The organism is Burkholderia sp. BCC1996, from assembly GCF_905339955.1.
In the GTDB taxonomy this organism is placed as follows: Bacteria; Pseudomonadota; Gammaproteobacteria; order Burkholderiales; family Burkholderiaceae; genus Burkholderia.
In genome coordinates this window covers 210,128-237,086 of the sequence record NZ_CAJPHM010000006.1, presented here as the reverse complement: position 1 = coordinate 237,086, position 26,959 = coordinate 210,128, and the positions used below count along the sequence as shown (strand labels likewise).

At 68.4% G+C, this 26,959-nt stretch carries 21 protein-coding genes; 11 read left to right on the top strand and 10 right to left on the bottom strand.

The genetic code is table 11. The annotated features are described in order from the left end of the window. Nucleotides 1-165: 165 nt before the first annotated feature. The gene (purM, locus tag U4Z64_RS11110) at nucleotides 166-1,221 is read right to left on the bottom strand and encodes a phosphoribosylformylglycinamidine cyclo-ligase (protein ID WP_057926698.1); all 1,056 of its coding nucleotides are present in this window, start codon (nucleotides 1,219-1,221) and stop codon (nucleotides 166-168) included. A 247-nt stretch (nucleotides 1,222-1,468) separates the two neighbouring features. Here purM and hda point away from each other — a divergent pair, with 247 nt between their 5' ends. The 7 genes from hda (at nucleotide 1,469) to U4Z64_RS11075 (ending at nucleotide 7,192) form a co-directional block, all read left to right on the top strand. After that, nucleotides 1,469-2,203, top strand: a complete 735-nt coding sequence (gene hda / locus U4Z64_RS11105) for a DnaA regulatory inactivator Hda (protein WP_044844057.1) — start codon at nucleotides 1,469-1,471, stop codon at nucleotides 2,201-2,203. 11 nt (nucleotides 2,204-2,214) lie between these two features. After that, entirely contained in the window at nucleotides 2,215-2,892 is a 678-nt protein-coding gene (locus tag U4Z64_RS11100) for an HAD family hydrolase (protein ID WP_044844056.1), read from the top strand. 5 nt (nucleotides 2,893-2,897) lie between these two features. Continuing rightward, the gene (pcnB, locus tag U4Z64_RS11095; protein ID WP_124487954.1) at nucleotides 2,898-4,433 is read left to right on the top strand and encodes a polynucleotide adenylyltransferase PcnB; all 1,536 of its coding nucleotides are present in this window, start codon (nucleotides 2,898-2,900) and stop codon (nucleotides 4,431-4,433) included. A gap of 35 nt (nucleotides 4,434-4,468) precedes the next feature. Beyond that, complete coding sequence (gene folK / locus U4Z64_RS11090; protein ID WP_044844054.1) at nucleotides 4,469-5,011, top strand: 2-amino-4-hydroxy-6-hydroxymethyldihydropteridine diphosphokinase; 543 nt, start codon at nucleotides 4,469-4,471, stop codon at nucleotides 5,009-5,011. Continuing rightward, the gene (locus tag U4Z64_RS11085; RefSeq protein WP_124487955.1) at nucleotides 5,008-5,694 is read left to right on the top strand and encodes a deoxynucleoside kinase; all 687 of its coding nucleotides are present in this window, start codon (nucleotides 5,008-5,010) and stop codon (nucleotides 5,692-5,694) included. Before folK ends, U4Z64_RS11085 begins: the two co-directional genes overlap by 4 nt. Before the next feature lie 43 nt (nucleotides 5,695-5,737). Beyond that, nucleotides 5,738-6,553, top strand: a complete 816-nt coding sequence (gene panB / locus U4Z64_RS11080; RefSeq protein ID WP_044844052.1) for a 3-methyl-2-oxobutanoate hydroxymethyltransferase — start codon at nucleotides 5,738-5,740, stop codon at nucleotides 6,551-6,553. 186 nt (nucleotides 6,554-6,739) lie between these two features. After that, the gene (locus U4Z64_RS11075) at nucleotides 6,740-7,192 is read left to right on the top strand and encodes an STY0301 family protein (protein ID WP_321819949.1); all 453 of its coding nucleotides are present in this window, start codon (nucleotides 6,740-6,742) and stop codon (nucleotides 7,190-7,192) included. A 7-nt stretch (nucleotides 7,193-7,199) separates the two neighbouring features. Here the strand turns inward: U4Z64_RS11075 and U4Z64_RS11070 are convergent, their stop codons facing one another. The 5 genes from U4Z64_RS11070 to grpE form a co-directional block, all read right to left on the bottom strand. Further along, nucleotides 7,200-9,137 (bottom strand): bifunctional anthranilate synthase component I family protein/class IV aminotransferase, encoded by a 1,938-nt coding sequence (locus U4Z64_RS11070; RefSeq protein WP_321819948.1) that lies wholly within the window; start codon nucleotides 9,135-9,137, stop codon nucleotides 7,200-7,202. 4 nt (nucleotides 9,138-9,141) lie between these two features. Continuing rightward, nucleotides 9,142-10,278, bottom strand: a complete 1,137-nt coding sequence (gene dnaJ, locus U4Z64_RS11065) for a molecular chaperone DnaJ (RefSeq protein WP_044844050.1) — start codon at nucleotides 10,276-10,278, stop codon at nucleotides 9,142-9,144. Nucleotides 10,279-10,542: 264 nt separating this feature from the next. After that, nucleotides 10,543-12,486, bottom strand: coding sequence for a molecular chaperone DnaK (dnaK, locus tag U4Z64_RS11060; RefSeq protein ID WP_044844049.1), 1,944 nt, complete (start codon nucleotides 12,484-12,486; stop codon nucleotides 10,543-10,545). 147 nt (nucleotides 12,487-12,633) lie between these two features. After that, nucleotides 12,634-13,074: a thioredoxin family protein gene (locus U4Z64_RS11055; protein WP_321819947.1), complete on the bottom strand. Its 441-nt coding sequence runs from the start codon at nucleotides 13,072-13,074 to the stop codon at nucleotides 12,634-12,636. Between the two features lie 10 nt (nucleotides 13,075-13,084). Next, nucleotides 13,085-13,630, bottom strand: coding sequence for a nucleotide exchange factor GrpE (grpE, locus tag U4Z64_RS11050; protein WP_044844047.1), 546 nt, complete (start codon nucleotides 13,628-13,630; stop codon nucleotides 13,085-13,087). A 350-nt stretch (nucleotides 13,631-13,980) separates the two neighbouring features. On the opposite strand from grpE, the gene U4Z64_RS11045 reads away from it, so the two are divergent. Further along, nucleotides 13,981-14,142: a hypothetical protein gene (locus tag U4Z64_RS11045; RefSeq protein WP_006476841.1), complete on the top strand. Its 162-nt coding sequence runs from the start codon at nucleotides 13,981-13,983 to the stop codon at nucleotides 14,140-14,142. On the opposite strand, the gene U4Z64_RS11040 is transcribed toward U4Z64_RS11045, so the two are convergent. The 3 genes from U4Z64_RS11040 to hrcA form a co-directional block, all read right to left on the bottom strand. Continuing rightward, nucleotides 14,114-14,521 carry an RNA-binding S4 domain-containing protein gene (locus U4Z64_RS11040; protein ID WP_321819946.1) on the bottom strand — a complete coding sequence of 136 codons (408 nt, stop codon included), beginning with the start codon at nucleotides 14,519-14,521 and terminating at the stop codon, nucleotides 14,114-14,116. The two genes, U4Z64_RS11045 and U4Z64_RS11040, sit on opposite strands and share 29 nt — an antisense overlap. A 5-nt stretch (nucleotides 14,522-14,526) precedes the next feature. Beyond that, nucleotides 14,527-15,591, bottom strand: coding sequence for a ferrochelatase (gene hemH / locus U4Z64_RS11035; RefSeq protein ID WP_321819945.1), 1,065 nt, complete (start codon nucleotides 15,589-15,591; stop codon nucleotides 14,527-14,529). Between the two features lie 137 nt (nucleotides 15,592-15,728). Continuing rightward, nucleotides 15,729-16,751, bottom strand: a complete 1,023-nt coding sequence (gene hrcA, locus U4Z64_RS11030; protein WP_011544637.1) for a heat-inducible transcriptional repressor HrcA — start codon at nucleotides 16,749-16,751, stop codon at nucleotides 15,729-15,731. 130 nt (nucleotides 16,752-16,881) lie between these two features. Here hrcA and U4Z64_RS11025 point away from each other — a divergent pair, with 130 nt between their 5' ends. Further along, nucleotides 16,882-17,784 carry an NAD kinase gene (locus U4Z64_RS11025; RefSeq protein WP_044844044.1) on the top strand — a complete coding sequence of 301 codons (903 nt, stop codon included), beginning with the start codon at nucleotides 16,882-16,884 and terminating at the stop codon, nucleotides 17,782-17,784. Nucleotides 17,785-17,803: 19 nt separating this feature from the next. Continuing rightward, nucleotides 17,804-19,453 carry a DNA repair protein RecN gene (recN, locus tag U4Z64_RS11020; protein WP_044844043.1) on the top strand — a complete coding sequence of 550 codons (1,650 nt, stop codon included), beginning with the start codon at nucleotides 17,804-17,806 and terminating at the stop codon, nucleotides 19,451-19,453. Nucleotides 19,454-19,712: 259 nt separating this feature from the next. Here recN and glnE read toward each other — a convergent pair whose 3' ends face one another. Continuing rightward, entirely contained in the window at nucleotides 19,713-22,514 is a 2,802-nt protein-coding gene (gene glnE, locus U4Z64_RS11015; protein WP_321819944.1) for a bifunctional [glutamate--ammonia ligase]-adenylyl-L-tyrosine phosphorylase/[glutamate--ammonia-ligase] adenylyltransferase, read from the bottom strand. Between the two features lie 226 nt (nucleotides 22,515-22,740). Here glnE and U4Z64_RS11010 point away from each other — a divergent pair, with 226 nt between their 5' ends. Beyond that, nucleotides 22,741-26,940, top strand: a complete 4,200-nt coding sequence (locus U4Z64_RS11010; protein ID WP_321819943.1) for a YhdP family protein — start codon at nucleotides 22,741-22,743, stop codon at nucleotides 26,938-26,940. Nucleotides 26,941-26,959: the final 19 nt, after the last annotated feature.

Below are 26,959 nucleotides of genomic sequence, written 5' to 3'. Positions count from 1 at the left end.
GCAGGATCGCCGCGCATCGATCCTGCTTGCGCGCGACACCGTCGTCTTCGGTCATCGTCGTTCCTCTTTCGGGCCGCCCGCCAAAACGCCAACGGCCACGCCAGAAAAAAAGCCGCCCGGATCGACTCCGGGCGGCTTTCCTTGCTGCATCCTGCGTGCGCTGCGTCAGACCACGACCGTCTGCGCCTCGCCTTCGCGGCTCGCACGCACGGTGCCGATCTTCCACACCTGTTCGCCGGCGGCCGTCAGGTCGGCGATCGCCGCGTCGGCATCGGCTGCCGAGACGATCACGGCCATCCCGATCCCGCAGTTGAACACGCGGTGCATTTCCGCGTCGGCGACGCCGCCGTGCTCCTGCAGCCACTTGAACAGCGGCGGCAGCGGCCACGCGTTCTGGTCGAGCTCGGCCGTGAGGCCTTCGCGCAGCACGCGCGGAATGTTCTCGACGAGGCCGCCGCCGGTGATGTGGGCCATGCCCTTCACCGACAGCTTCTGCATCAGCGCGAGCAGCGGCTTCACGTAGATGCGCGTCGGCGCCATCAGCGTGTCGGCCAGCGAGCGGCCGTGGAAATCGGCCGACAGGTCGGGGTTCGCGCGCTCGATGATCTTGCGCACGAGCGAGAAGCCGTTCGAGTGGATGCCGCTCGACGCGAGGCCGAGCACCACGTCGCCTTCGGCGATCGTGCTGCCGTCGATGATCTTGCTCTTCTCGACCGCGCCGACCGCGAAACCGGCCAGGTCGTATTCGCCGTCCGGGTACATGCCCGGCATTTCGGCCGTTTCACCGCCGATCAGCGCGCAGCCCGACAGTTCGCAACCATGCGCGATGCCCTTGACGACGGTCGCGGCCGTGTCGACGTCGAGCTTGCCGCACGCGAAGTAATCGAGGAAGAACAGCGGCTCGGCGCCCTGCACGAGGATGTCGTTCACGCTCATCGCCACCAGATCCTGGCCGACGGTGTCGTGTTTGTTCAGATGAAAGGCCAGCTTGAGCTTGGTGCCGACGCCGTCGGTGCCCGACACGAGCACGGGCTCCTTGTACTTCTTCGGCACTTCGAACAGCGCGCCGAACCCGCCGATGCCGCCGAGCACGCCGTCGCGCAGGGTTTTCTTCGCAAAAGGCTTGATCTTGTCGATGAGCGCGTCGCCCGCGTCGATGTCGACGCCTGCGTCGCGGTAGGACAGACCTTGGGCGTCGGGAGCGGATTTCGGAGGATTCATGGGGGAATGCGAGAAGGTCGGTAAAATGCGATTTTACCCGAAGCCGGCCCGTTGGCCGGAATTCCCAGCACCGAATCGTCAGGGATTGCATCTTGGTCGACACGTCCCCGTTTTCATCGCCCCGCGAGCCGCGCCGGAAACCGCGCGCCGCCGTGCGTGCGGCCGCGTGTTCAGGCACCGGAGCAGCCCCCCGCGCGTGCCCGGCGTACGGCGCGCGTTTCATCAACCGACCTGCATTGTGACTGTTGTGTCCCGTCAACTGACGCTCGATCTCGGCACGCCGCCGCCCGCCACGTTCGACAACTTCATCATGAATGAGGAGAACGACGAGCTCATCTCGCGGCTCCAGAAGCTCGACCTCGCGCTCGCGGCGGGGCCCGTGCCGGACCGGTCGTTCTACATCTGGGGCGAGCCCGGCAGCGGCCGCACCCACCTGCTGCAGGCGCTCGTGAGCGACGCGTCGTACGGCTACGCGCGCTACCTGACGCCGCAAAGCCCGCTCGGCGCGTTCACGTTCGACCCGCGCATCGGCATCTACGCGATCGACGACTGCGACAAGATGAGCGACACGCAGCAGGTCGCGCTGTTCAACCTGTTCAACGAGGTCCGCGCGCACCCGTCGAGCGCGTTCGTCGCGGCGGGCCCCGCGGCGCCGCTCGCGCTCGACGTGCGCGAGGATCTGCGCACGCGCCTCGGCTGGGGGCTCGTGTTCCACCTGTCGCCGCCGTCCGACGCCGGCAAGATCGCCGTGCTGAAGCTCGCGGCGAAGGAGCGCGGGATCGCGCTCACCGACGACATCGCCGCTTACCTGCTCACCCATTTCCGCCGCGACATGCCGAGCCTGATGGCGCTGCTCGACGCGCTCGACCGCTTCTCGCTCGAGCAGAAACGCGCCGTCACGCTGCCGCTGCTGCGCCGGATGCTGGCCCGCCCCGGCGACGACATCGCACCACCGGGCACAGGCCCGAACCGCTTCGAGTAAAATGCGCTTCCATGACTAATCTGGCACTCTTTGACCTCGATCACACGCTGATCCCGACCGATAGCGACCACGAATGGGGCCGCTTCATGGTGAAGCTCGGCATCGTCGACGCGGAAAGCTTCTCGCGTCAGAACGATCAGTTCTTCGCCGACTACAAGGCCGGCAAGCTCGACATCCATGCTTACCTGTGCGCGATGCTCACGCCGCTCGCGAAGTATTCGCGCGCGCAGCTGGCCGAATGGCACGAGCAGTACATGCACGAGGTGATCCGCCCCGCGATGACGCCCGCCGCGCTCGAACTCGTGCGCAAGCACCTCGATGCCGGCGACCTGTGCTGCGTCGTGACCGCGACCAACGAGTTCATCACGCGTCCGATCGCGACCGCGTTCGGCGTCGACACGCTGATCGCGTGCGAGGTCGAAACGACCGACGGCCATCCCGACTCGCCGTACACGGGCCGGCCGACCGGCACGCCGAGCTATCGCGAAGGCAAGATCGTGCGCACCGAAGCGTGGCTCGCGTCGCTCGGCAAGCACTGGGACGACTTCGAACACAGCTATTTCTACAGCGACTCGCACAACGACATCCCGTTGCTCGAGAAAGTCACCGACCCGATCGCGACCAACCCCGACGACACGCTGCGTGCGCATGCAAGCGACCGCGGCTGGCGCATCCTCGATCTCTTCTGAACGTCGTGATCAAAAAATTCATTCGCAAGCTGCTCGGCCAGGACGGCGCCGAACACACGTCGCCCGTCGAGGCGCCCGCCGTCGAAACGGCCCCTGCCCCGCGCCCCGCGAAGGGGAGCCGCGGCGGCGGCGCCAGGAAGGCGCGCAGCAACCACGAGCCGACCGTCGTGCCGGCCAGCGTGCACCAGATCGATCCGTCGCTGATCTCGCGGAACGCCGTGCGCGTGACCGACACGCTGCAGCAGGCGGGCTTTCGCGCGTTCATCGTCGGCGGTGCCGTACGCGACCTGCTGCTCGGCATCGCACCGAAGGACTTCGACGTCGCGACCGACGCGACGCCGACCGAGGTGCAGCGCCTGTTCCGCCGCGCGCGCCTGATCGGCCGCCGCTTCCAGATCGTCCACGTGCAGTTCGGCCAGGAACTGATCGAGGTGTCGACGTTCCGCGCGCTGGTCGACGCGCCGCCCGAAGCCGCCGCGGCCGAGCCGCCGAAGCGCCTGAAGCGCGACGAGCTCGACCGCCGCACGCATGCGGTGGACGCGAGCGGCCGCGTGCTGCGCGACAACGTGTGGGGCGAACAGCACGAAGACGCCGCGCGCCGCGACTTCACGATCAACGCGATGTACTACGACCCGTCGACGCAGACGGTGCTCGACTACCACGACGGGATGGCCGACATGCGCGCCCGCCTGTTGCGGATGATCGGCGACCCGGCCACGCGCTTCCGCGAGGATCCGGTGCGGATGCTGCGCGTCGTGCGTTTCGCGGCGAAGCTCGGCTTCGAGATCGAGCCGCACACGCGCGAGCCGATCAACGCGCTCGCCGACCTGATCAACAACGTGCCGGCCGCGCGCCTGTTCGACGAAATGCTGAAGCTGCTGCTGTCGGGCCATGCGCTCGCGTGCCTGCAGCAGCTGCGCAAGGAAGGCCTGCACCACGGGCTGCTGCCGCTGCTCGACGTCGTGCTCGAGCAGCCGCAGGGCGAGAAGTTCATCACGCTCGCGCTGAACAACACCGACGCGCGCGTGCGCGCCGGCAAGCCGGTGTCGCCGGGCTTCCTGTTCGCGACGCTGCTGTGGCACGACATGCGCCAGCGCTTCGAGCAATACACGGCGGAGGGCGAAATCCCGGTGCCGGCGCTCCATCGCGCGATGGACGACGTGCTCGACATGCAGACCGAGAAGCTCGCGATCCACAAGCGCTACTCGGCCGACATGCGCGAGATCTGGGGCCTGCAACTGCGCCTCGAAAAACGCTCGGGCCGCAGCGCGATGCGGCTGCTGGAACACCAAAGGTTTAGAGCGGGGTATGATTTCCTCCTGTTACGCTGCGAATCCGGCGAGCTCGATGCGGAAGTCGGACAGTGGTGGACGGATTTCATCGAAGGCGACGCGGCCGCCCGTGAGGCACTCCTCACGCAGGGCGGCTCGAAGGAAAAATCGCCCCGCAAGCGGCGCCGCCGCGGCGGTGCGCGAAACCGCAAGCCGGGCGAAGGCGCCGCCGAGCAGGCGCCGGACACCGCGGGCGGTTCCGACGACTGACGCGCTCGCCGGCGAACGACGTAGGAAGTGATGCCATGACGGTTGCATATATCGGACTGGGGGCGAATCTCGGCGATGCGCGCCAGACCCTGAAGGACGCGGTGGTGTGCCTCGCGCAGCAGCGCACCATCTCGATCCTCGGCAAATCGAGCCTGTATCGCACGGCGCCCTTCGAAGCGGGCGGCGACGATTACTACAACTGCGTCGTCAAGCTCGACACGACGCTGTCGGCCCGGGAGCTGCTCGCGCTCTGCCAGAAGATCGAACATCACTTCGGGCGCGAGCGCCCGTATCGCAACGCGCCGCGCACGCTCGACCTCGACATTCTGCTGTTCGGCTCCGATTCGATCGACGAACCCGACCTGATCGTCCCGCATCCGCGCCTCACCGATCGCGCATTCGCGCTCGTGCCGCTCGTCGAAATCGAACCGGCGCTCGACATCCCCGCGCGCGGCCGCGCCGATGCGTTCCTCGCCGCCGTCGCCGATCAGCGCGTCGAGAAGGTGCAGACCTGCCAATGCCTGATGCAGAAGGCCCTTGCCGCCGGCGCTGACGCCGACAAGAACCCCTGCCGATGAACACCACTCCGCTGACCGTCACCGCGCCCGACCTGCGCGCCCCGCATCGCTACCTCGTGATCGAAGGCCCGATCGGCGTCGGCAAGACGACACTCGCGCGCCTCTTCGCCGAGCGCTGGTCGATGCAGGCGCTGCTCGAACGCCCGCAGGACAACCCGTTCCTCGAACGCTTCTATCGCGACACCGCGCGCTATGCGCTGCCCGCGCAGCTGTCGTTCGCGCTGCAGCGCGCGCAGCAGGCGCGCGAACTGATCGGCGCGCTCGATACGGGCCGGCCCGTCGTCGCCGATTTCATGCCGCAGAAGAACGACATCTTCGCGCGGCTGAACCTGCCGGAAGACGAATGGCAGCTGTACCGGTCGATCGCGACGCACCTCGACGTGCCGCAGGCACCCGCGCCCGATCTCGTCGTCTACCTGCAGGCGAGCCCCGAGGTGCTGTTCTCGCGCATCCAGAAGCGCGGGCTGCCGATGGAGCTGCAGATCAGCGACGCGTACCTGCGCTCGCTCGTCGATGCATACAACGAATTCTTCTATCACTACGACCGCACGCCGGTGCTGACGGTCGCAGCCGAACACCTGAACCCGCTGGATTCCCCCGAAGACCTCGCGCTGCTGATCGAGCGCATCGACACGATGCGCGGCCGCAAGGAATTCTTCGTCAAGGGCGAGACGACGCGCTGACGCGTCCTCGCCTGTCGTTCCTCCCCATCGAACCGGATTTCCCATGACCTATCTCCAGGAATCGAGCCGGCCTGCCGTCACGGTGCCCAAGCTGCAGGCAATGCGCGAAGCCGACGAGAAGATCGCGATGCTCACCTGCTACGACGCGAGCTTTTCCGCGCTGCTCGATCGCGCCGGCACCGACGTGCTGCTGATCGGCGATTCGCTCGGCAACGTGCTGCAGGGCCACACGACCACGCTCCCGGTGTCGCTCGACGACATCGCGTACCACACCGCATGCGTCGCGCGCGTGCAGCCGCGCGCGCTCGTCGTCGCCGATCTGCCGTTCGGCACGTACGGCACGCCGGCCGAGGCGTTCGCGAACGCGGTCACGCTGATGCGCGCCGGCGCGCAGATGGTGAAGCTCGAAGGCGGCGAATGGCTCGCCGACACGATCCGCTTCCTCGTCGAACGCTCGGTGCCGGTGTGCGCGCACCTCGGCCTCACGCCGCAGTCGGTGCATGCGTTCGGCGGCTTCAAGGTGCAGGGCCGCACGGAAGCCGGCGCCGCGCAGCTGCTGCGCGATGCGCGGGCGATCGAAGATGCGGGCGCGCAGCTCGTGGTGCTCGAAGCGGTGCCGACGCTCGTCGCATCCGAAGTCACGCACATGCTGAAGATCCCGACGATCGGCATCGGTGCAGGGCTCGATTGCTCGGGTCAGGTGCTGGTGCTGCACGACATGCTCGGCATCTTCCCCGGCAAGCGGCCGCGTTTCGTGAAGGATTTCATGCAGGGACAGCCGAACATCCAGGCGGCCGTCGAGGCGTATGTGAGCGCGGTGAAGGACCGCACGTTCCCGGGCCCGGAACACTCGTTCTGACGCGGGACGGGCGTGCCGTGGCGCGCGGTCGGCGCTTGCTGCGGCACACTCGCTGACGTGGCCGCGATGCGGTGCGCCGTTTCTCGTACTGCATTGCGGACAATACGTACTTTCTAACTCGTCCTATTCCTGCACACCTTCGTCGCTGCGACCATCAAACCTTCGTCAAGCGAAGGAGTGGAAAAGATGGCGCATGTGTATGAAAAGGCGGCTGAACATCGGCTGCTCGCCATCGCCGCGCTCGCATGCAGTCCGCTCGTCGCATTACCCGCGTCCGCTGCGACCGAAGACTGCCCCGCACGCGTTGCCGTTACCCAGCGGCTCGACGGTCAACCACCCGATGGCTGGAAAAGCTTCGACACGCAAAGCACCTACCCGCTTGCCAGCGTCACCTTCTGGTCAGGGCCGCCGGACCGGATGATGTCCTTGCTGCCGAACCGCTCGCGCTCCGAACCCAAAAGCGACGTCTATACCTGGTCGCTCGCTGAAAACCGTGAGGATTACTGGGTCTCATGCGACTACGGGAATACGAGCGTCGTGATCGCACGACCGCTCGGCAGACAGGCGCAGACTTGCGTCGCGCGTTACAGGCGTGGGCACGCCATCGTACAAAGCTGGCAATGCACGCCGGGGAAGTAATTCGCGTTCAGGCCGGTGCGTTGCCTTGAATCAGCCGCGCCGCGACCGACCCGCGCAACGCATTGCAGATCATCAACTCGTCCGCGTTCAGCACATCGTCGAGCGTCAGCACGCGCTCTTTTGCGCCTAGCGCCGGATCGTCGAGCAGCACACCGCGCATCACGCCGGGGAGCACGCCGCACGACAACGGCGGCGTCAACCACACGCCATCACGCTTCACGAACACATTCGACCGCCCGCCTTCCGTCACCTCGCCGCGCTCGTTCACGAACAGCATGTCGAAGCCGCCGAGCGCTTCCGCCGCCTGCCACGCACGGTCGTACTCGGCACGGCGCGTCGTCTTGTGCAGCAGCAGCGCATCGTCCGCGCAGGTCGGCGCGAAGCCGTGCGCGGACGCGAGCATCACGCCGACCGGCCCCGCGGGCAGCGGCCTCAGTACCGCGGCCGTGATGTCGACCGTGCCGTCCTTCGCGAGTGCGAGCTTCATCCGGTACGGGCCGTCGCCATCGAGCGCCGCGCAGCGCGCGTCGATCTCGCGGCGCAACGCGTCGGCGTCGAGGCGGAAGCCGAACGCATCCGCGCTGCGCTGCAGCCGCGCGAGATGGCGCTCGAGATGCCGGATGCCGTCCGCACGTGTCGCGGCCGTGGTTTCGAACAACTGGAAGCCGGGATCGGCATCGGTCAGGAATCGCGCTTTCAATTCGCACTCCGCATATTCGTCGGCGGCGACGCTGTCGAGCACGATGCCCGCGCCGACACCCATCCTGCCGCGCCGCCGGCCGCTAGCGGCCGTTGCCGCGTCGCGCGAGCCGATCGTTGCGGCCGCATCGACGGCGATCGCATCGAGCGTCAGCGTCCGGATCGCGACCGACAGGCAGAAATCGCCGCAGCCGGCCACGCCGTCGGGCACCGCAGCGCCTGCCGAAAGGCCTTCCTTCGGTGCATCGAGCCAGCCGATCGCGCCCGTATAGAGCCCGCGCGGCGTCGACTCGATCGCGTCGATCAGTTCCATCGTCTTGTGCTTCGGCGCACCGGTGATCGATCCGCACGGAAACAGCGCACGCAGCATCTGCGCGAACGTGGTGCCGTCGCGCCAGCCGGCCTCGACCGTCGACGTCATCTGCCACACCGACGCATACGGCTCGACCGAGAACAGCGCCGGCACCTTGACCGTGCCCGTGCGCGCGATCCGCGACACGTCGTTGCGCAGCAGGTCGACGATCATCACGTTTTCCGCGCGGTTCTTCGGATCGTTCGCGAGGAACGCGGCAGCGGCCGCATCGTCGCGCGGATCGGCCGAGCGCGGCGCGGTGCCCTTCATCGGCCGCGCGCGCAGCACGTCGCCGTGCTTCTCGACGAACAGCTCCGGCGAGCACGACACGACCCACGCGCCGTCGGGCAGCGCGATCAGCGCGCCGTAACGCACGGGCTGACGCGCGCGCAGCCGCCGGTACAGCGCGAGCGGCGTGCCGAACATGTCGAAATTCAGCCGGTACGTGTAGTTGATCTGATACGAATCGCCCGCCCGCAGCGCGTCGTGCACCGCGGCGATCGCCGCGTCGAACGCGTCGCGCGACACGCTCTTCGCGACGTGCGCGACGCCCGCGATCGACGGCGGGCCGCCGCCGTCCTGCTGCGCGAGCCACGCATCGACTTCGTCGCGCGACAGGCGCTCGCAGCGCGCATACAGCAAAAAGCGCAGCGGGGCATGGCCCGGCTGCGCTCTGTCCAGATTGCGTCCGAATTCGTAGTCGCCGACGACGATCGCATGCAGCCCGTCGCGCAGATCCTGCGCCACCGCCGCATCGACTTCGTCGAGCCGTGCCGGATCCGTGCACACGCGTTCGCGCACGAAACCGGAATACAAACGACTCGACCGCGCGGACGCGGTCGAGTCGCAATCGTCCAAGAGCGCGAACGACGCGCTCTCGTTGCCTTCAGTCATGCCGTTACTCGAAGAAGCTCTTCACCCGGTCGAACCAGCTCTTGCTCTGCGGGCTGTGACGCGCACCGCCCTCGGCCAGCGACTTCTCGAACTGCTTGAGCAGGTCGCGCTGCTGGTCGGTCAGCTTCACGGGCGTCTCGACCTGCACGTGTACGTACAGATCGCCCGCGATGCTCGAACGCAGACCCTTGATCCCCTTGCCGCGCAGGCGGAACGTCTTGCCCGACTGCGTGCCTTCCGGCACCGGGAACGACGCACGGCCGGCCAGCGTCGGCACCTCGATCTCGCCGCCCAGTGCGGCGGTCGTGAACGGGATCGGCATCTGGCAGTGGAGATCGTCGCCGTCGCGCTCGAACACCGAGTGCGGCTTGATGTGGATCTCGACGTACAGGTCGCCCGGCGGCCCGCCGTTGATACCCGGCTCGCCGTTGCCGGCGGAGCGGATCCGCATCCCGTCGTCGATGCCGGCCGGGATCTTCACTTCGAGCGTCTTGGTTTCCTTCACCTTGCCCGAGCCGTGGCAGTGCACGCACGGTTCCGGGATGTAGGTGCCGGTGCCGTGGCACTTCGGGCAGGTCTGCTGGATGCTGAAGAAGCCCTGCGACATGCGCACCGTGCCCTGGCCGTGACAGGTCGGGCAGGTTTCCGGCTTCGTGCCGGGCTTCGCGCCCGACCCGTGACAGACTTCGCACGATACCCAGCTCGGCACGCGGATCTGCGTGTCGTAGCCGTGCGCGGCCTGCTCGAGCGTGATTTCCATGCTGTAGCGCAGGTCGGCGCCGCGATACACCTGCGGACCGCCGCGGCCGCCGCGCGCGGCACCGCCCGCGGCCTGGCCGAAGATGTCGCCGAAGATGTCGCCGAACGCATCCGCGAAGCCGCCGAAACCCTGTGCGCCCGCACCGCCCATGTTCGGATCGACGCCCGCGTGGCCGTACTGGTCGTACGCCGCGCGCTTCTGGTCGTCCGACAGCATTTCATAGGCTTCCTTCGCCTCCTTGAAATGCTCTTCCGCATCCTTGTTGTCCGGATTGCGGTCAGGGTGATACTTCATCGCAAGCTTGCGATACGCCTTCTTGATTTCGTCGTCGCTCGCGTTCTTCGCGACGCCCAGAACCTCGTAGTAATCCCGTTTCGCCATATCGATTCACTGTGCCGTCGCGCGTCACGCACGCGGCGGCTCCTTTCGCCCGCAGTAAAGTCTCTCGACTCGTCTGGCGCTGCGCCGTCCGCGGACGGCTCGCGCAGCACCCGCCAAAAAACAAATGTGCCCGGAGGGCCGCGAAGCCCGCCAGGCGTGGAGTCGATCCGGCCATCCGGAAGGAAAGACAGACCGCTTTCAGTCGTTGGTCAACCGCGCCGCGCGCGTTTCCACGCGCGGCGTACGGTGCCATTGCAACCCGGCTTAGTCCTTCTTCACTTCCTTGAACTCGGCGTCGACGACGTCGTCGGCAGCCTGCTGCGCACCGCCCGCCTGGGCCGCGCCTTCCGCTGCACCCGCCGCGCCGGCTTGCTGCGCCTGCATGTCGGCGTACATCTTTTCGCCGAGCTTCTGCGAAGCCTGACCGAGTTCCTCGACCTTCGCGTCGATCGCCGCCTTGTCGGCCGACGTATCCTTCAGCACGTCCTCGAGCGACTTCAGCGCCGCTTCGATCTTTTCCTTCTCGCCCGCGTCCAGCTTGTCGCCGTACTCGGTGAGCGCCTTCTTCGTGCTGTGGACCAGCGCGTCGCCCTGGTTGCGCGAATCAGCCAGCTCGCGCAGCTTGTGGTCTTCCGCTGCGTTCGCTTCCGCGTCCTTGATCATCTGGTCGATTTCAGCGTCGGACAGGCCCGAGTTCGCCTTGATCGTGATCTTGTTTTCCTTGCCGGTCGCCTTGTCCTTCGCGCCGACGTGCAGGATGCCGTTCGCGTCGATGTCGAAGGTCACTTCGATCTGCGGCACGCCGCGCGGCGACGGCGGGATGCCTTCGAGGTTGAACTCGCCGAGCAGCTTGTTGCCCGCCGCCATCTCGCGTTCGCCCTGGAACACCTTGATCGTCACGGCCGACTGGTTGTCGTCCGCCGTCGAATACACCTGAGCGTGCTTCGTCGGGATCGTCGTGTTCTTGTTGATCATCTTCGTCATCACGCCGCCGAGCGTCTCGATGCCGAGCGACAGCGGGGTCACGTCGAGCAGCAGCACGTCCTTGCGGTCGCCCGACAGGACCTGGCCCTGGATCGCCGCGCCGACTGCGACGGCTTCGTCCGGGTTCACGTCACGGCGCGGATCCTTGCCGAAGAACTCCTTCACCTTCTCCTGCACCTTCGGCATGCGGGTCTGGCCGCCGACCAGGATCACGTCGTCGATGTCCGACACCTTGACGCCGGCGTCCTTGATCGCGATGCGGCACGGTTCGATCGTGCGCTCGACCAGATCCTCGACCAGCGCTTCCAGCTTCGCGCGGGTGATCTTCAGGTTCAAGTGCTTCGGACCCGATGCGTCGGCCGTGATGTACGGCAGGTTGATTTCGGTCTGCTGGCTCGACGACAGCTCGATCTTCGCCTTTTCAGCGGCTTCCTTCAGGCGCTGCAGCGCGAGCACGTCCTTCGACAGGTCGACGCCCTGCTCCTTCTTGAACTCGCCGATGATGTAATCGATGATGCGCTGGTCGAAGTCCTCGCCGCCGAGGAACGTGTCGCCGTTGGTCGACAGCACTTCGAACTGCATTTCGCCGTCGACGTCCGCGATCTCGATGATCGACACGTCGAACGTGCCGCCGCCGAGGTCATACACGGCGATCTTGCGGTCGCCCTTCTCGGCCTTGTCGAGGCCGAACGCGAGCGCGGCTGCCGTCGGCTCGTTGATGATCCGCTTGACTTCGAGGCCCGCGATGCGGCCGGCGTCCTTGGTTGCCTGGCGCTGGCTGTCGTTGAAGTACGCCGGCACCGTGATCACGGCTTCCGTGACCGGCTCGCCGAGGTAGTCTTCGGCCGTCTTCTTCATCTTGCGCAGCACTTCGGCCGACACCTGCGGCGGCGCGAGCTTCTCGCCGTGCGCTTCGACCCATGCGTCGCCGTTGTCGGCCTTGATGATCGCGTACGGCATCAGGCCGATGTCCTTCTGGACTTCCTTCTCTTCGAAGCGGCGGCCGATCAGGCGCTTCACGGCGAACAGCGTGTTCTTCGGGTTGGTCACGGACTGGCGCTTGGCCGGCGCGCCGACGAGCACTTCGTTGTCGTCCATGTAGGCGATGATCGACGGCGTCGTGCGCGTGCCTTCCGAGTTCTCGATGACCTTGACCTGGTTGCCTTCCATGATGGCGACGCACGAGTTCGTGGTGCCGAGGTCAATACCGATGATCTTTCCCATTTTTCCTAATCTCCAGAAATGCTTGTTTGCTGCGCGAAACCCCGCGTTTTTGGGCAGTTTCGCGCGCCAGAATTCAACTCTGTTCCCGAAATGCGTCCGGCCGATCCGTTTTCAAGACCCGCCAAGCGATGCGGATATTAAATTTTTTCAATCGCCGCCGGTAGCCGGATCGTACGAACCGGCGTCGCGGTCCGACGGCGCGCCGGCCGCCGCGGCGATCTTCGCGCGCGCCGCCGACACCGCCGCCTGGAACTGCGCGAGGCCATGCCAGCCGGTCGCGCGGCCGAGCCGCTTGCCGCGGTGGAAGAAGAACCACGTCGGCACGCCGTGCAGGCCGAAGCGGCGCCCCAGCTCATGATGTTCGTACACGTTGCAATGGAACCACTTCAGATCCAGCGCGCGGATCGCGTCCGGCTGGGCGAGCATCGCCTTCTTGGCGATCTCGCAGTTGAAGCAGTCGATGCCCCAGAAGAACACCACGGCGAGCGCATCCCCGGCGCCGGCGATCGCGGCGTCGAACGTGTCGGCCGCCAGCGCCTGCATGTCGAACGCGTCGAACGCGGCCGGATCGACGCCGGCGGGAACCATCGCGTCGGCCTTACTTCGGCTGGGCGACCGTGACGAGCGCCGGGCGCAGCACGCGGTCGGCGATCATGTAACCCTTTTGCAGGACGGTCACGACGGTGTTCGGCTCCTGCTCGGCCGGCACCATCGAAATCGCCTGGTGCTGGTGCGGATCGAACTTCTCGCCGACCGGGTTGATCGCGACGACGCGGCCCTTCTCGAGCGCGCTCGTCAGCTGGCGCAGCGTCAGTTCGACGCCTTCGCGCACCTTCGTGATGTCGCCGGACGTATCGCCGACGGCAGCCTCGAGGCTGTCCAGCACGGGCAGCAGGTGCTCCGCGAAGCCCTCGATCGCGAACTTGTGCGCCTTCGAGACATCTTCCTGCGCGCGGCGGCGGACGTTCTCGGTCTCGGCCTTCGCCCGCAGGAAGCTCTCCTGCAGCTCGGCGACCTTGGCTTGAGCCTCCGCGAGCGCCGCGTCGGCTGCTTCGGCGGCGGGCGCCGCGCCTTGCGCCGCCTGCTTCTCGCTGCCGATGTCTTCGGCCGATTGGGTAGCCGGGTTCTCTTGCGTGTTTTCCATGTCGCTGAAAGTCGATTAGAGGTTGAAGCCAAATCGGCAACCGCCGGACCGTATGCCGGCGGCACCGCACATTGTTGGTGCAAATAAGGGCGAAAACTGCGATTTCAAGGGGGTTATTCACCGGCATTCGCCAATGCCGTGAAACAACCGCGCTGCGCGCCGCCGATTACGTGCATTTGTCGCCGGATCGGACGAAACGACCGGTAACAACGCTTACCAGGCAAGTACTAGCTCGGCACAGGGGGGTGCACTACACTCCATTCAAGCGTCGAAAAAGCGCGTTTACCCTAGCTTACCGGCGCCTGACATCCACCTGGCGCTGCATTCACAGTCCCATCGAGGCGCGTACCGTGAAACTGACCTTTGCCATATCGGTGGTCGCGCTGGTACTGATTGCCGGCACCACCACCATCTGCCTGTCCGGAGCCGTCACCGACCGCACGACCGAATACGGCAGCGCGCGGGCGACATTCGACCAGATGTTCAGCTCCCACCAGAAAATCTGTCGATGATGCGCCGGTCGCGCTTGGTCGGCCGGCCGTGCAGTTCCGCCGCCGGCTCGCGATAGGTGCGGCGCCGTTCCAGTTCGGCGAGCCGCGCGACGCGCCCCGCTTCCGTTTCCTCGTAAAGCGTCTGCGCGATGCTCGCGGGCCCGCGCACGTCGCAAATGCCAAGCACGGCAATGTGCCAGACGACACCGTCGATCGCAATCTCGACCTCGTCGCCGACGCGCACGTCCTTGGCCGGCTTCACCGTCGCGCCGCCGATCTTCACGTGGCCCTTGTCGACCGCGTCGGACGCGAGCGAGCGCGTCTTGAAGAAGCGGGCCGCCCACAGCCATTTGTCGATGCGCAGCTTCGCGCCGGGTTCAGTCGAAATCCTGTAGTTCATCGCGTTCAACTCACCGTTTCGGGCTGCGCGGCCTTCACCGGCCAGCCCTGCAGATTCTCGGCGACGATCTCGCCCACCGCGCCGATCCACGCGGGCGCGCCGTTCAGGCACGGAATCCGGTGGAACGCCTGGCCGCCGCCCGCGATGAACTCGTCGCGCACCTCCATCCCGATCTCCTCGATCGTCTCCAGACAATCGGCCGTGAAACCGGGACAGAACACGTCGGCCCGCCGCACCCCCGCCTCGCCGAGTTCGCGCAGCGTCGGCGCCGTGTACGGCTGCAGCCACTCGGCCTTGCCGAAGCGCGACTGGAACGTCACGCGGCATTCGAGCGTCGACAGCCCGAGCGCGGCCATCAGCAGCGCGCCCGTCTGCTGGCACTGGTCGTGATAGGGGTCGCCCAGATCGAGCGTGCGCTTCGGCACGCCGTGGAAACTCAGCACGAGCTTGTCGCCGGCCGCGAAGTCGGGCCGGCCATGCTGCGCCCAGTACTGGCGCACCTGCTCGGCGAGCGCGTGGATGTAGGCCGGATGGTCGGCGTAGTGCCGCACCGTGCGCACTTCCGGCTGGTTGCGCATCCGCGCGAGCCCGGCGAACGCGGCATCGAATGCCGTCGCGGTGGTGGACGCCGAGTATTGCGGGTACATCGGCATCAACAGCACGCGCTCGACGCCCGCACGCTTGAACTGCGCGAGCGCCTGCGCAATGCCCGGGCTGCCGTAGCGCATCGCGTAGTCGACCGTCACCTGATAGCCGTTCGACGCGAGCAGGTGGCGCACGCCGTCGGTCTGGCGCTCGGTGTACACGCGCAGCGGCGAGCCCTCGGGCATCCAGACGGCCGCATACTTCTTCGCGGACGCGCGACCGCGCAGCGGCAGGATCAGCGTGCGCAGCAGCACCTGCCAGACGACCTGCGGGATTTCGACGACACGCGGGTCCGACAGGAACTCGGCCAGATAGCGCCGCACCGCGCGTGGCGTCGGGGCGTCGGGCGTGCCGAGATTGATCAGCAGCACGCCGATGCGATGGGCAGCTGCGACGCTCGAAGGCGGCTCAAGATCGAAACGCATGGGCAGGAACGTGCTCGGGGCACGCAGTCGGACGGCCCTCAATTATAGCGGGCCGTCTCGCCCGGGTCGGCTGGCCGTTCGGCCGACTGGCGGTGCGCACGGCGCCGCGGCACGATGGCGGGACGGTATCGGTCGGGTTACTGCTGGCTCAGCGTGAGCGACAGCAGCCGCGCGGTGATGTCGACGATCGGGATCACGCGGTTGTACGCCATGCGGGTCGGGCCGATCACGCCGAGCGTGCCGACGATCTGGCCGTTCACCTCGTACGGCGCGGTCACGACGCTCATTTCCTCGATCGGCACGAGCGTCGATTCGCCGCCGATGAAGATCTGCACGCCCTGGGCGTGGCTCGACACGTCGAGCAATTGCAGGAGGCCCGTCTTTTGGTCGAACACGTCGAACAGCTTGCGCAGCCGCGCCATGTCGGACGACAGATCCGCCACTTCGAGCAGGTTGCGCTCGCCGGAAATGAGCACGGTGTCCTCGGTGTCGGGCACCTCGGTGCTGGCCGTCACGGCCGCATGCATCAGCGTGGTCATGTCGCCGCGCAGCTGGTCGATCTCGTCGCGCAGGCGGCGGCGCACCTCGTCGAACGACAGCCCGGCGAAGTGCGCGTTGATGTAGTTGGACGCCTCGGTGAGCTGCGACGGCGAATAGTCGCGCGGCGTCGCGAGCATCCGGTTCTGCACGTCGCCCTCGGGCGTGACGATGATCAGCAGGATGCGCTTGTCCGACAGCCGCATGAACTCGATCTGCTTGAACACGTGGCTGCGGCGCGGCGTCAGCACGACACCCGCGAACTGCGACAGGTTCGACAGCACGCTCGCCGCGGCCGCCACGACCCGCTGCTGCGGTTCGCCCGCCTGCAGCGTGTTCTGCACCTGGCGCGCGACGGCCTCGGCGTCGATCGGCGCCTCGACCGTCAGCATCGTGTCGACGAACAGCCGGTAGCCGCGCGGCGTCGGCACGCGGCCGGCCGACGTGTGCGGGCTCGACACGAGGCCGAGCTCCTCCAGGTCGGACATCACGTTGCGGATCGTTGCCGGGCTCAGTTCGAGCCCGGAGTAACGGGACAACGTGCGCGAGCCGACCGGCTGACCGTCGGCGATATACCGTTCGATCAGGGTTTTCAGGAGGGTTCGTGCGCGAGGATCTAGCATGGTGGAAAATTTTAGCGCAACCGCGCGAGCACGGCGAGTGGCCGCGGCCACTGTCGCCCGGGCCGACCGATCCGGCCCCGTTCGCGCACAGCCGGTTCTTTTCGTCAACGAGCTATGGTGTAATGCCGGCATGAAAACCGGTAATCAGTTCAACACCGTCGCGCTCGTCGGCCGGAGCAACACGCCCGGCATCGCCGAGCCGCTCGCCACGCTGGCTGGCTGCATCGCGAAGCTCGGCTTCGAGGTCGTGTTCGAAGCCGAAACGGCGCGCGAGATCGGCATCTCCGGCTATCCGGCGCTCACCCCGGCGGAGATCGGCGCGCGCGCGGACGTGGCGGTCGTGCTCGGCGGCGACGGCACGATGCTCGGCATCGGCCGCCAGCTCGCGCCGTACAAGACACCGCTGATCGGGATCAACCACGGGCGGCTCGGCTTCATCACGGACATCGCGGCGGCCGACATGCAGGCGCGCGTCCCGGTGATCCTGTCGGGCAAGTTCGAGCGCGAGGAGCGCTCGCTGCTCGAGGCCCGGATCATGCGCGACGGCGAACCGATCTACCACGCGCTTGCGTTCAACGACGTCGTCGTGAACCGCAGCGGCTTTTCCGGGATGGTCGAGCTGCGCGCGTCGGTCGACGGCCGGTACATGTACAACCAGCGTTCGGACGGCCTGATCGTCGCCACGCCGACCGGCTCGACCGCGTACGCGCTGTCGTCGGCCGGCCCGATCCTGCATCCGCAGCTCCAGGGCATCGTGCTCGTGCCGATCGCGCCGCACGCGCTGTCGAACCGGCCGATCGTGCTGCCCGACGATTCGAAGATCGCGATCCAGATCGTCGGCGGCCGCGACGTCAACGTGAACTTCGACATGCAGTCGTTCACGTCGCTCGAGCTGAACGACACGATCGAGGTGCGCCGCTCGAAGCACACGGTGCCGTTCCTGCACCCGGTCGGCTACAGCTACTACGCGACGCTGCGCAAGAAGCTGCACTGGAACGAACACGCATCGAACGAAGACGACAAGGCGTCCTGACGCACCCACGCCCGACACCATGCTCCGCCACCTCTCGATTCGCGACTTCGTCATCGTCGCCGCGCTCGATCTCGAATTCGACAGCGGCTTTACCGTCTTTTCCGGCGAAACCGGCGCCGGCAAATCGATCCTGATCGACGCGCTGGCCCTCGCGCTCGGCGAACGCGCCGACGCGAGCGTCGTGCGCGCCGGCTGCGGCCGCGCCGACATCACCGCCGAATTCACGCCGCACGACCGCGTCGCGCGCTGGCTCGACGAACACGCGTTCGACGCCGAGGACACCGTGATGCTGCGCCGCGTGATCGACGCGAACGGCCGCTCGCGTGCGTTCATCAACGGCACCAGCGCGACGCTCGCGCAGCTGCGCGAGCTCGGCGAGATGCTGGTCGACATCCACGGTCAGCACGCGCACCAGCTGCTGATGCGGCCCGACGCGCAGCGCGAGCTGTTCGACACGCACGCGGGGCTCGTGGCCGATGCCGCGAACGTCGCACGCGCGTGGCGCGTCTGGCGCGACGCAACGCAGGCGATCGACGCCGCGAAAGCGCATGAGCGCGAACTGCAGCTCGAACGCGAGAAGCTCGCCTGGCAGCTCGCCGAACTCGACAAGCTCGCACCGCAACCCGGCGAATGGGACGAAGTCGGCAGCGAGCACAAGCGCCTGTCGCATTCGGCGAACCTGATCGCCGGCGTGCAGGGCGCGCTCAACGCGCTGTCCGAGGCCGACGACGCGATGCTCCCGCAGCTCGGCGCGATCGTGTCGAAGCTGCGCAGCCTGGCCGACTACGACACGGGGCTCGGCGATGCGCTCGCGTCGCTCGAACCGGCCGAAATCCAGCTGCAGGAAGCCGTCTATTCGCTGTCGCACTACGCGCAGCGCCTCGATCTCGACCCGGCCCGGCTCGCGCAGGTCGAAACGCGCCTCGACGCGCTGCACTCGACCGCCCGCAAGTTCCGGCTGCCGCCCGACACGCTGCACGAGGAACATGCGGCACGCCGCGCGCAGCTCGCCGCGCTCGACGCGGCCGCCGATCTCGGCGCGCTCGAAGCCGCGCAGGCGAAGGCATGGGAAGCCTATCTCGCCGACGCGAAACACCTGTCGACGGCCCGCGCGCAGGCCGCGAAGGCGCTCGGCACGGCCGTCACGGCCGGCATGCAGGAACTGTCGATGGCGGGCGGCAGCTTTGAAGTCGCGCTCGTGCCGCTCGCCGACGGCGGCCCGCACGGGCTCGAACAGGTCGAATTCCGGGTCGCCGGGCACCCGGGCGTGCCGCTGCGGCCGCTCGCGAAAGTCGCGTCGGGCGGCGAACTCGCACGGATCAGCCTCGCGCTGGCCGTGATCGCTAGCGCCGCCAGCCCGACGCCGACGCTGATTTTCGACGAAGTCGACACGGGGATCGGCGGCGGCGTCGCCGAGGTGGTCGGCCGCCTGCTGCACCAGCTCGGGCGCGACCGCCAGGTGCTGTGCGTGACGCACCTGCCGCAGGTCGCCGCGCGCGGCGACCATCACTTCCAGGTCGCGAAAGGCGCCGACGAGCGCGGCGGCACCGTCTCGTCGGTCGTCCCGCTCGACAAGGCGAGCCGGGTCGAGGAAGTCGCGCGGATGCTCGGCGGGCTCGAGATCACCGCCACCACGCGCAAGCACGCGAAGGAAATGCTGGCGGCCTGACGCCGGCTTCGTCGGCCGAATGCAGAAGATCGGCGCATGCGCCGGTCCCGGACTGCCGACGAACCCCACGTTTTTCGGCACGTGGCGTGTCGCTTTTCCCGGAACAGGCCTGCAGCGGCACGGCGAGCAGGCAGACCGATCTGCCGGTCGAACCGCTCGCACGGCGCAGTTTTTCGATGGACGGGCGCCGCCCGGGCGCGCCCGCCCTGCCCCGCGGATTCGAGCGTCCCGCCGCGAACGCGGGATTCAAACGTCCGCCTCAAACGCCCGTTTCGACTGCGCCGAACACACGCTCCCACAACGCCGTCACGGCCGCCCGCTCGTCGGCCACCAGCGCCGGATCGACCCGCGCCTTCTCCATCCCGTCGAGCCGCAGCTTGTGCTGCAGCTTCCGGTACTTGCGGTACGCGGCGCCGACGCGCTCGGCCTCGTCCTCACCCATCAGCCCGAACCGCGCGACCTCGCGCAACAGCGCGATGTTGCCGGTGTTGCGGATCAGCTCGGCATCGCTCGACGCATGCAGCAGCACCCAGTACTGGACGATGAACTCGATGTCGACCATCCCGCCGCGATCGTGCTTCAGGTCGAACAGCTCGGTCTGGTTCGGATGGCCGGCGAACACCTTGCCGCGCATGTCGACGATTTCCTTCGCGAGCACCGCCCCGTCGCGCGGCGTCGTCAGCACCTGCTGGCGGATCGCCTCGAAGTCCGTGCCGATCTGCGGGTCGCCCGCGCTGTAGCGGGCGCGCGTCAGCGCCTGGTGTTCCCATACCCACGCGGTGTTGGCCGCGTCGCCCTCGCGCAACTGGTAGCGGCGGAACGCGTCGAGATCGGTCACGAGCAGCCCGGCCTCGCCATTCGGCCGCAGCCGCAGGTCGATGTCGAACAGCGCACCCGCGCCGGTCGCTGTCGTGAGCCACGTGATCAGCCGGCGCGTGAACGTCGTGTAGACGTCCGCCGAGCGCTCGTCGGGGTCGTCGTACAGGAAGATCAGGTCGAGATCCGATGCGTAGCCGAGCTCCTTGCCGCCGAGCTTGCCGTACGCGATCACCGCGAACTTCGGCACGTCGCGGTGGCGCTTCGCGAGCTGCGACCAGACGACTTCGATCGTCACGTCGAGCACCGCGTCGGCGAGCTCGGACAGGCGGTCGCTCACATGCTCGACCGACAGCTGGCCAGCCAGATCGATCAGCAGGATGCGGAACACTTCCGCGTGCTGCGCGTGCCGCAGCAGGTCCATCTGCTGCTCGGGGCCGTCGGCGGCCGCGAGGCGCGCACGCAATGCGTCCTTGAACGCAGGCCAGTCGAACGGGCTCGCGATCGCTTCGTCGTCGAGCAGTTCGTCCAGCAGCTGCGGATGGCGGATCAGGTAGCCGCCGCCCCAGCGCGTCGCGCCGAGCACCGACAGCACGCGGTCGAGCGCGGCCGGATACTCGGTCAGCAGCGCGAGATAGACGCCGCGCCGGCTGACCGTCTCGAGCAGGTCGAACAGCCGCACGATGGTGTCGTCGCGGCGCGCGGCATCGATCCGCGGCGCGGCCTCGAGCGCGCGCTGCGCGACGCTGTCGAAACGCTGCCGGCTCTTTTCCGGCAGGCCCGCGTAGCGCGACGACTGCCAGATCGCGCGCAGCCGCGCGAGCACGGCCGCCGGATCGGTGAAGCCCACGCCGTCGAGGCGCGCGAGCAGCGCGTCGTCTTCGCCGTCGTCGGCGAGCGCCCCGCTCCAGATCCACGTCGCGGCCGTGTCCTCGCCCGCCGCGCAGGGGCCGCCGTTCACCTTGTCGGCAAAGATCTGGTCGAACTGCGCCTCGACGAACATCCGGTGACCGTCGAGCACCGTCATCAGCGCCGCATAGTCGGCAAAGCCGAGCGACGCGGCCAGCACCGCCCGCTCGCCCGCATCGACCGGCATCGCGTGCGTCTGCGCGTCGTCGCGGTACTGCAGCCGGTGCTCGAGCGTGCGCAGGAAGTTGTAGGCGTCGGTCAGGCGCTCGCGCACGTCCTCGCCGATCAGCCCGCGCGCCTGCGCATGGCGCAGCACCGCGAGCGTCGGCCGCACGCGGAATTCCGCATCCTGGCCGCCGCGGATCAGCTGGAACACCTGCGCGCTGAATTCGATCTCGCGGATTCCGCCGCGCCCGAGCTTGATGTCGTCGGCCTTGTCGGGCCGCATCGACGCGCGGCGCGCGGCTTCCTGGCGAATCTGCTGGTGCAGCGCACGGATCGCGCCGATCACGCCGAAGTCGAGATAGCGGCGGTATACGAACGGCTTGACGATCGATTCGAGCTGCGCCGCCAGCCGCCGCGCCGCGTCGCTGTCGCCTTCGGATACGAGCCGCCCCTTGATCCACGCGTAGCGCTCCCATTCGCGCCCCTGCACGTAGAAATATTCCTCGAGCATCCCGAGGCTGCAGACGAGCGGCCCCGAATCGCCGTTCGGGCGCAGCCGCATGTCGACGCGAAACACGTAGCCGTCGGCCGTGACCTCGGACAGCACGCCGATCAGGCGGCGGCCGAGCCGCGTGAAATATTCCTGGGTGGACAGCGGCGAGCGCGTGCCGCCGGCCGTTTCGCCGTCGTCCTCGTAGACGAAGATCAGGTCGATGTCCGACGACACGTTCAGCTCGCGGCCGCCGAGCTTGCCCATCCCGACCACGCCGAGCACGACGCGCTGGCCGTCGGCGCCGCGCGGCTCGCCGTACATCGCCTCGAGTTCGGCCGACAGCAGCGCGAGCGAGCGCTGCACGGCCACTTCGGCGAGATCGGTCATCGCGCCCGTCACCTCGGCGACGCTCGCGACGCCGCGCAGGTCGCGCTCCGCGACCGCGCCGAACACCTCGATACGCAACTGCCGCAACGCGCGCTTCAGTTGCTCGTCGCCCGGCGCGGCCGTGCCGGCCGGCGTGGCGAGCAGTTCGGTCAGGCGCGCGTCGAGCTGCGCGCGCGTGAGCGGCGCGGCGGCCCACGCGGCGATCTGGCCGGACAGCGCGGGACGCGCGGCGGCCGCGCGGGCGAGATAGCGGGAATAGGACGTGCTGATCAGGGCGGAAGCGTCGGTCATCGAAAAGCGGGCCTGGCAGTAAGGCCCCGCTGCGGGACAACGCGTGCGCGCCCCGCTGCCGACAGGCCCCTTGGACTCGGCGCGGTGTCGCGACGCGGGTGCGCCGCCGCGAAAACCGCGCGCAGGAAAGCCCGTGCCGTGCGGCCTCAACGGCCGCCGGCACGAACCCGTGTGATACATTTCAACGTCAGTCTGCAAAACTACCATATCGCCGCCCTTCCGCCGCATGTCCGACCGTCAGGAATCCGCCGTAGCTGAGCCCGAAGCGGGACCTCCGAAGCACGATCATCCGGTCCTGCGTCGCGTGTTCAGGGTGACGCTGGCAGTCGGGATCGGCACGTACTTCGTCGCGTCCGGCGTGTTCCTCGGGATGCGCTACGTGCTGCTGCCGCGCATCGACGAATACCGCCCGCGCATCGAGCGCGCGGTGTCCGACAAGCTGCACGCGCAGCTTTCGATCGGCAAGCTGTCTCCGCACTGGTCCGGCATGCAGCCGGGCGTCGAAGTCGCCAACCTCACCATTCGCGGCCGTGACGGCCAGATCGCGCTGTCGGTCCCGCACGCGACGGCAGCGCTGTCGTGGATGTCGCTGCTGCGGCTGTCGCCCGCGCTGTCGAGCCTGATCGTCGACCATCCCGACCTCGTCGTCGCGCGCGCCGCCGACGGCTCGCTGAGCGTCGCGGGCGTCGGCGTCGCGACCACTCACGGCGGCAACGACACGTTCGGCACGTGGCTGCTGAAGCAGGAAGCGATCGTGCTGCGCAACGGCACGCTGCGCTGGCGCGACGCGCAGCACGACGCACCGGAGCTCGCGCTGTCCGGCATCCGCCTCGCGGTGCTCAACCACGGCCGCGAGCACAAGGCCGCGCTGCAGGCGCCCGCGAACGGCACGCTGCTGCTCGGCCCGCTCGATTTCCGCGCGCGTTTCCGCCACAAGCCGCTCGCGCCGATCGGCAAGCCGACGAACTGGACCGGCGACGCGTACCTGTCGACCGGCCCGGTCGACCTGCAGACACTCGGCCGTTATCTCGACATTCCGCTCACGATCCACGCGGGCCGGATCGACAACGCGATCTGGGCGACCTTCCAGGACGGCCACCTGCGCTCCGCGGGCGGCGACCTGCAGGGCGCCGACGTCGTGCTGCGCGTGCGGCCGACCCAGCCGCGCCTCGACGTGCCGACGGTCGGGTTCGGCTGGGACATGGCGCTGGACGCCGGCCACGACTACACGCTGCACCTGACGCGCTTCAACGCGGAGCTCGGCCAGCCGCCGCTGCCGGACGGCACGCCGCTCGCCCGTTCGCTCGCGCTGTCGACGCTGACCGCCCGCTACCGCGTGCCGACCGCCGACCAGGGGCAGCTGCTCAGCGTCGTCGGCGACCGCGTCGATCTCGGCATCCTCAGCGAGTTCATCCGCGGGCTGCCGCTGCCCGCGCGGCTGCGCAACGAGCTGATCAAGCTCGACCCGCGCGGGATGGTGTCGAACTATCACATCGAGGTCGAACGCGCGAAGCCGGCGCGGGCCGAGCTCGCCGACGAAGAACGTCGCACCGGCGCCGCGCCGATCGTCCGCTACCGTTTCCTCGGCGATCTGCAGGGCATCAGCGTCGCCGCGCAGGAGCCGCCGCCGGGTCTTTCCCCGCGCGGTCACCCGCGCGCCGGCTGGCCGGGCGTCGAGAATTTGTGGGGCCGCATCGATGCGAAGGAAACCGGCGGCACCGCGCACTTCGACACGGTCAATGCGGCGGTCACGGTGCCCGGCGAATTCGACGAGCCGCGCCTGACCTTCGACCGGCTGCGCGGCAACGCGAAATGGGTGATCACGCCGGCGCCGGGCGAGAAGCACGCGCGCGTCGACGTGACGTTGCCCGACCTGTTCGTCGCGAACCCCGATGCGGAAATCGCGGTGTCGGGCACGTACACGAACCCAGGCCACGGCCGCGGCTCGCTCGACCTGCGCGCGGATTTCGCGCGCGCATCGGTGGCGCGCATCCCGCGCTACCTGCCGACCGGGATGTCCGAGCACCTGCGCGACTATCTCGGCCATGCGCTGCAGGACGGCCAGGTGACCAAGGGGGCGTCGATCGTCGCCCGCGGCCCGCTCGAGAAATTCCCGTTCGAACACGAGCCGGACGCCGGCGTGTTCCACATCGTCGCGCCGTTCACCGGCGGGCGCTTCGAACCGACGCCGTACCCGCCGCGCAAGCTCGCGAACGGCACGCCGAGCGTCTGGCCCGCACTCGACGGAATCGACGGCGTGTTCGAGCTCGCGCAGAACAAGCTGCGCTTCGACATCGCGCGCGCGCACTACAAGCGCGTCGCGCTGACGAAGGTCGCCGGCCGGATCGACGATCTCGGCAATCCGTCGAAGTCGCCGCTCGTCATCGACGGCCATGCGCAAGGCCCGCTCGCGGACCTGATCGACTACGCGGACAACAGCTCGCTCGGCGCGATGAGCGGGCACATCGGCCAGCGGATCGATGCGCAGGGGCCCGCGTCGCTCGCGCTCAAGATCACGATTCCGCAGCACGTTCCGCATCCGCATACGCACGTCGAGGGCACGCTCGCGTTCGGCGGCAACACGCTGTCGACCGACGGCGTGCCGCCGCTGTCCGCGCTGCGCGGCAGCGTGCGCTTCAGCGAGGCCGGCGCGTCGCTGCACGAGCTGTCGGGGCGCTTCCTCGGCGGCCCGGTGCGCGCGAACGGCAACTTCCAGTCGCACGGCCCGTACGCGGTGGACGTCGACGGCAAGCTCGCGCTCGACGCCGCGCGCGGCCTGAACCTGCGGGGCACGGCCGCGGCGCTGCTCGAGCACGTGGTCGGCGACGCGCCGTACCAGCTCGCCGTGCGCGGCGCGCCGGGCCGCCTGCCGGAGGTCACCGCGCATTCCGACTTGACGGGCGTCGCGCTGAATTTCCCGGCGCCGTTCGCGAAACCGGCCGGCACGCCGATGCCGTTCCGCTTCACGCTGCAGCCGGCCGCCCAGGCCGGCGGCAAGCGCCTCGAGCATGCCGACCTGACGCTCGGGCCCGTGTCCGCGACCTACCTGCTCGACGCGACGCCCGGCCAGCCGCTGCGCGCGGTGCGCGGCGCGATGGGCATCCACCGGATGCCCGACCTGCCGCAGGACGGCGTGAGCGCCGCTGTCGACGTCGACGAACTGGACGCCGACGCGTGGCTCGCGCTCGCCCGCACGCTGCAGCACGACACGCCGCGCGCGCCGGAGCCGCAGGCCGCGCCGCGCGTCGACGTCGCGAGCTTCACGCCGAAGCGCTTCGCGCTCCACTTCGGCACGCTGAAGCTGCTCAAGCGCAACTGGGAAAACGTGATCATCGGCGCGTCGCACGTCGACGAGCTGTGGCAGGCGAACATCGCGTCGAACCAGGTCTCGGGCTACCTGTCGTGGGCGCCGGGCGGCGGCCACAACGGTGCGGGCGTGCTGAACGCGCGGCTCGCGAAGCTCGTGATCCCGCAGAGCGCGCAGCACGACCTCGTCGGCCGCGCGATGAACCTGCCGACGCCGACCGACCGGCCGATGCCGTCGGTCGACCTGATCGTCGACCAGGTCGTCGCGCGCGATCACGACATCGGCCGGCTCGTCGTCAACGCGCGCAACCTCGAGGAAGACGGCGCGCCGGTGTGGCAGCTCGACAAGTTCGAGCTGGCGAACCCGGCCGCGAAGCTGACGGCGACCGGCAACTGGCGCACGTCGCGCCGCGCGCTGGCCCGCGGCGTCGACGAAAACGATGCGCCGCGCCGCAGCGTGTTCGACTTCAAGCTCGACGTCGGCAACGCGGGCGCGCTGCTCGACCTCGTGGGCCTGCCGCGCACGCTTGCAAACGGCCACGGCACCGTGACCGGCAAGGTCGGCTGGCGCGGCGGCCCGACCGCGGTCGATCTGCCGTCGCTCGGCGGCCAGGTCGCGCTCGACCTGGAGCACGGCCAGATCCTGAAGGTCGATCCGGGTGCCGCGAAACTGCTCGGCGTGCTGAGCCTGCAGAGCCTCGCGCGCTTCCTGACGCTGAATTTCCGCGACGTGATCGGCAAGGGGCTGCCGTTCGACAAGATCACGGGCACCAGCCGGATCTCGAACGGGATCGCGCGCACCGACGACTTCTCGATGACGACGGCGCCGGCGAACGTGACGGTACGCGGCGCGGTCGACCTCGGCGCCGAGACGCAGGACCTGCACGCGCACGTCGCGCCGAAGATCGGCGCCGGCACGGCGGCAATCGCGGCCGCGATCATCAATCCGCTGCTGGGTGTCGGCGTGCTGGCCGCGAACTACGCGCTGTCGGAGACGCTGTCGCACGCGTTCGCGCTCGACTACGCGATCACGGGCTCGTGGGCGCATCCGCACATCGAGCGGGTGCGAGGCGATCAGGGTAAGATGAATCACGGTCCGGCCGATGCGGCGAGCCACTGACGCGCGCAGGGTGCCGGGC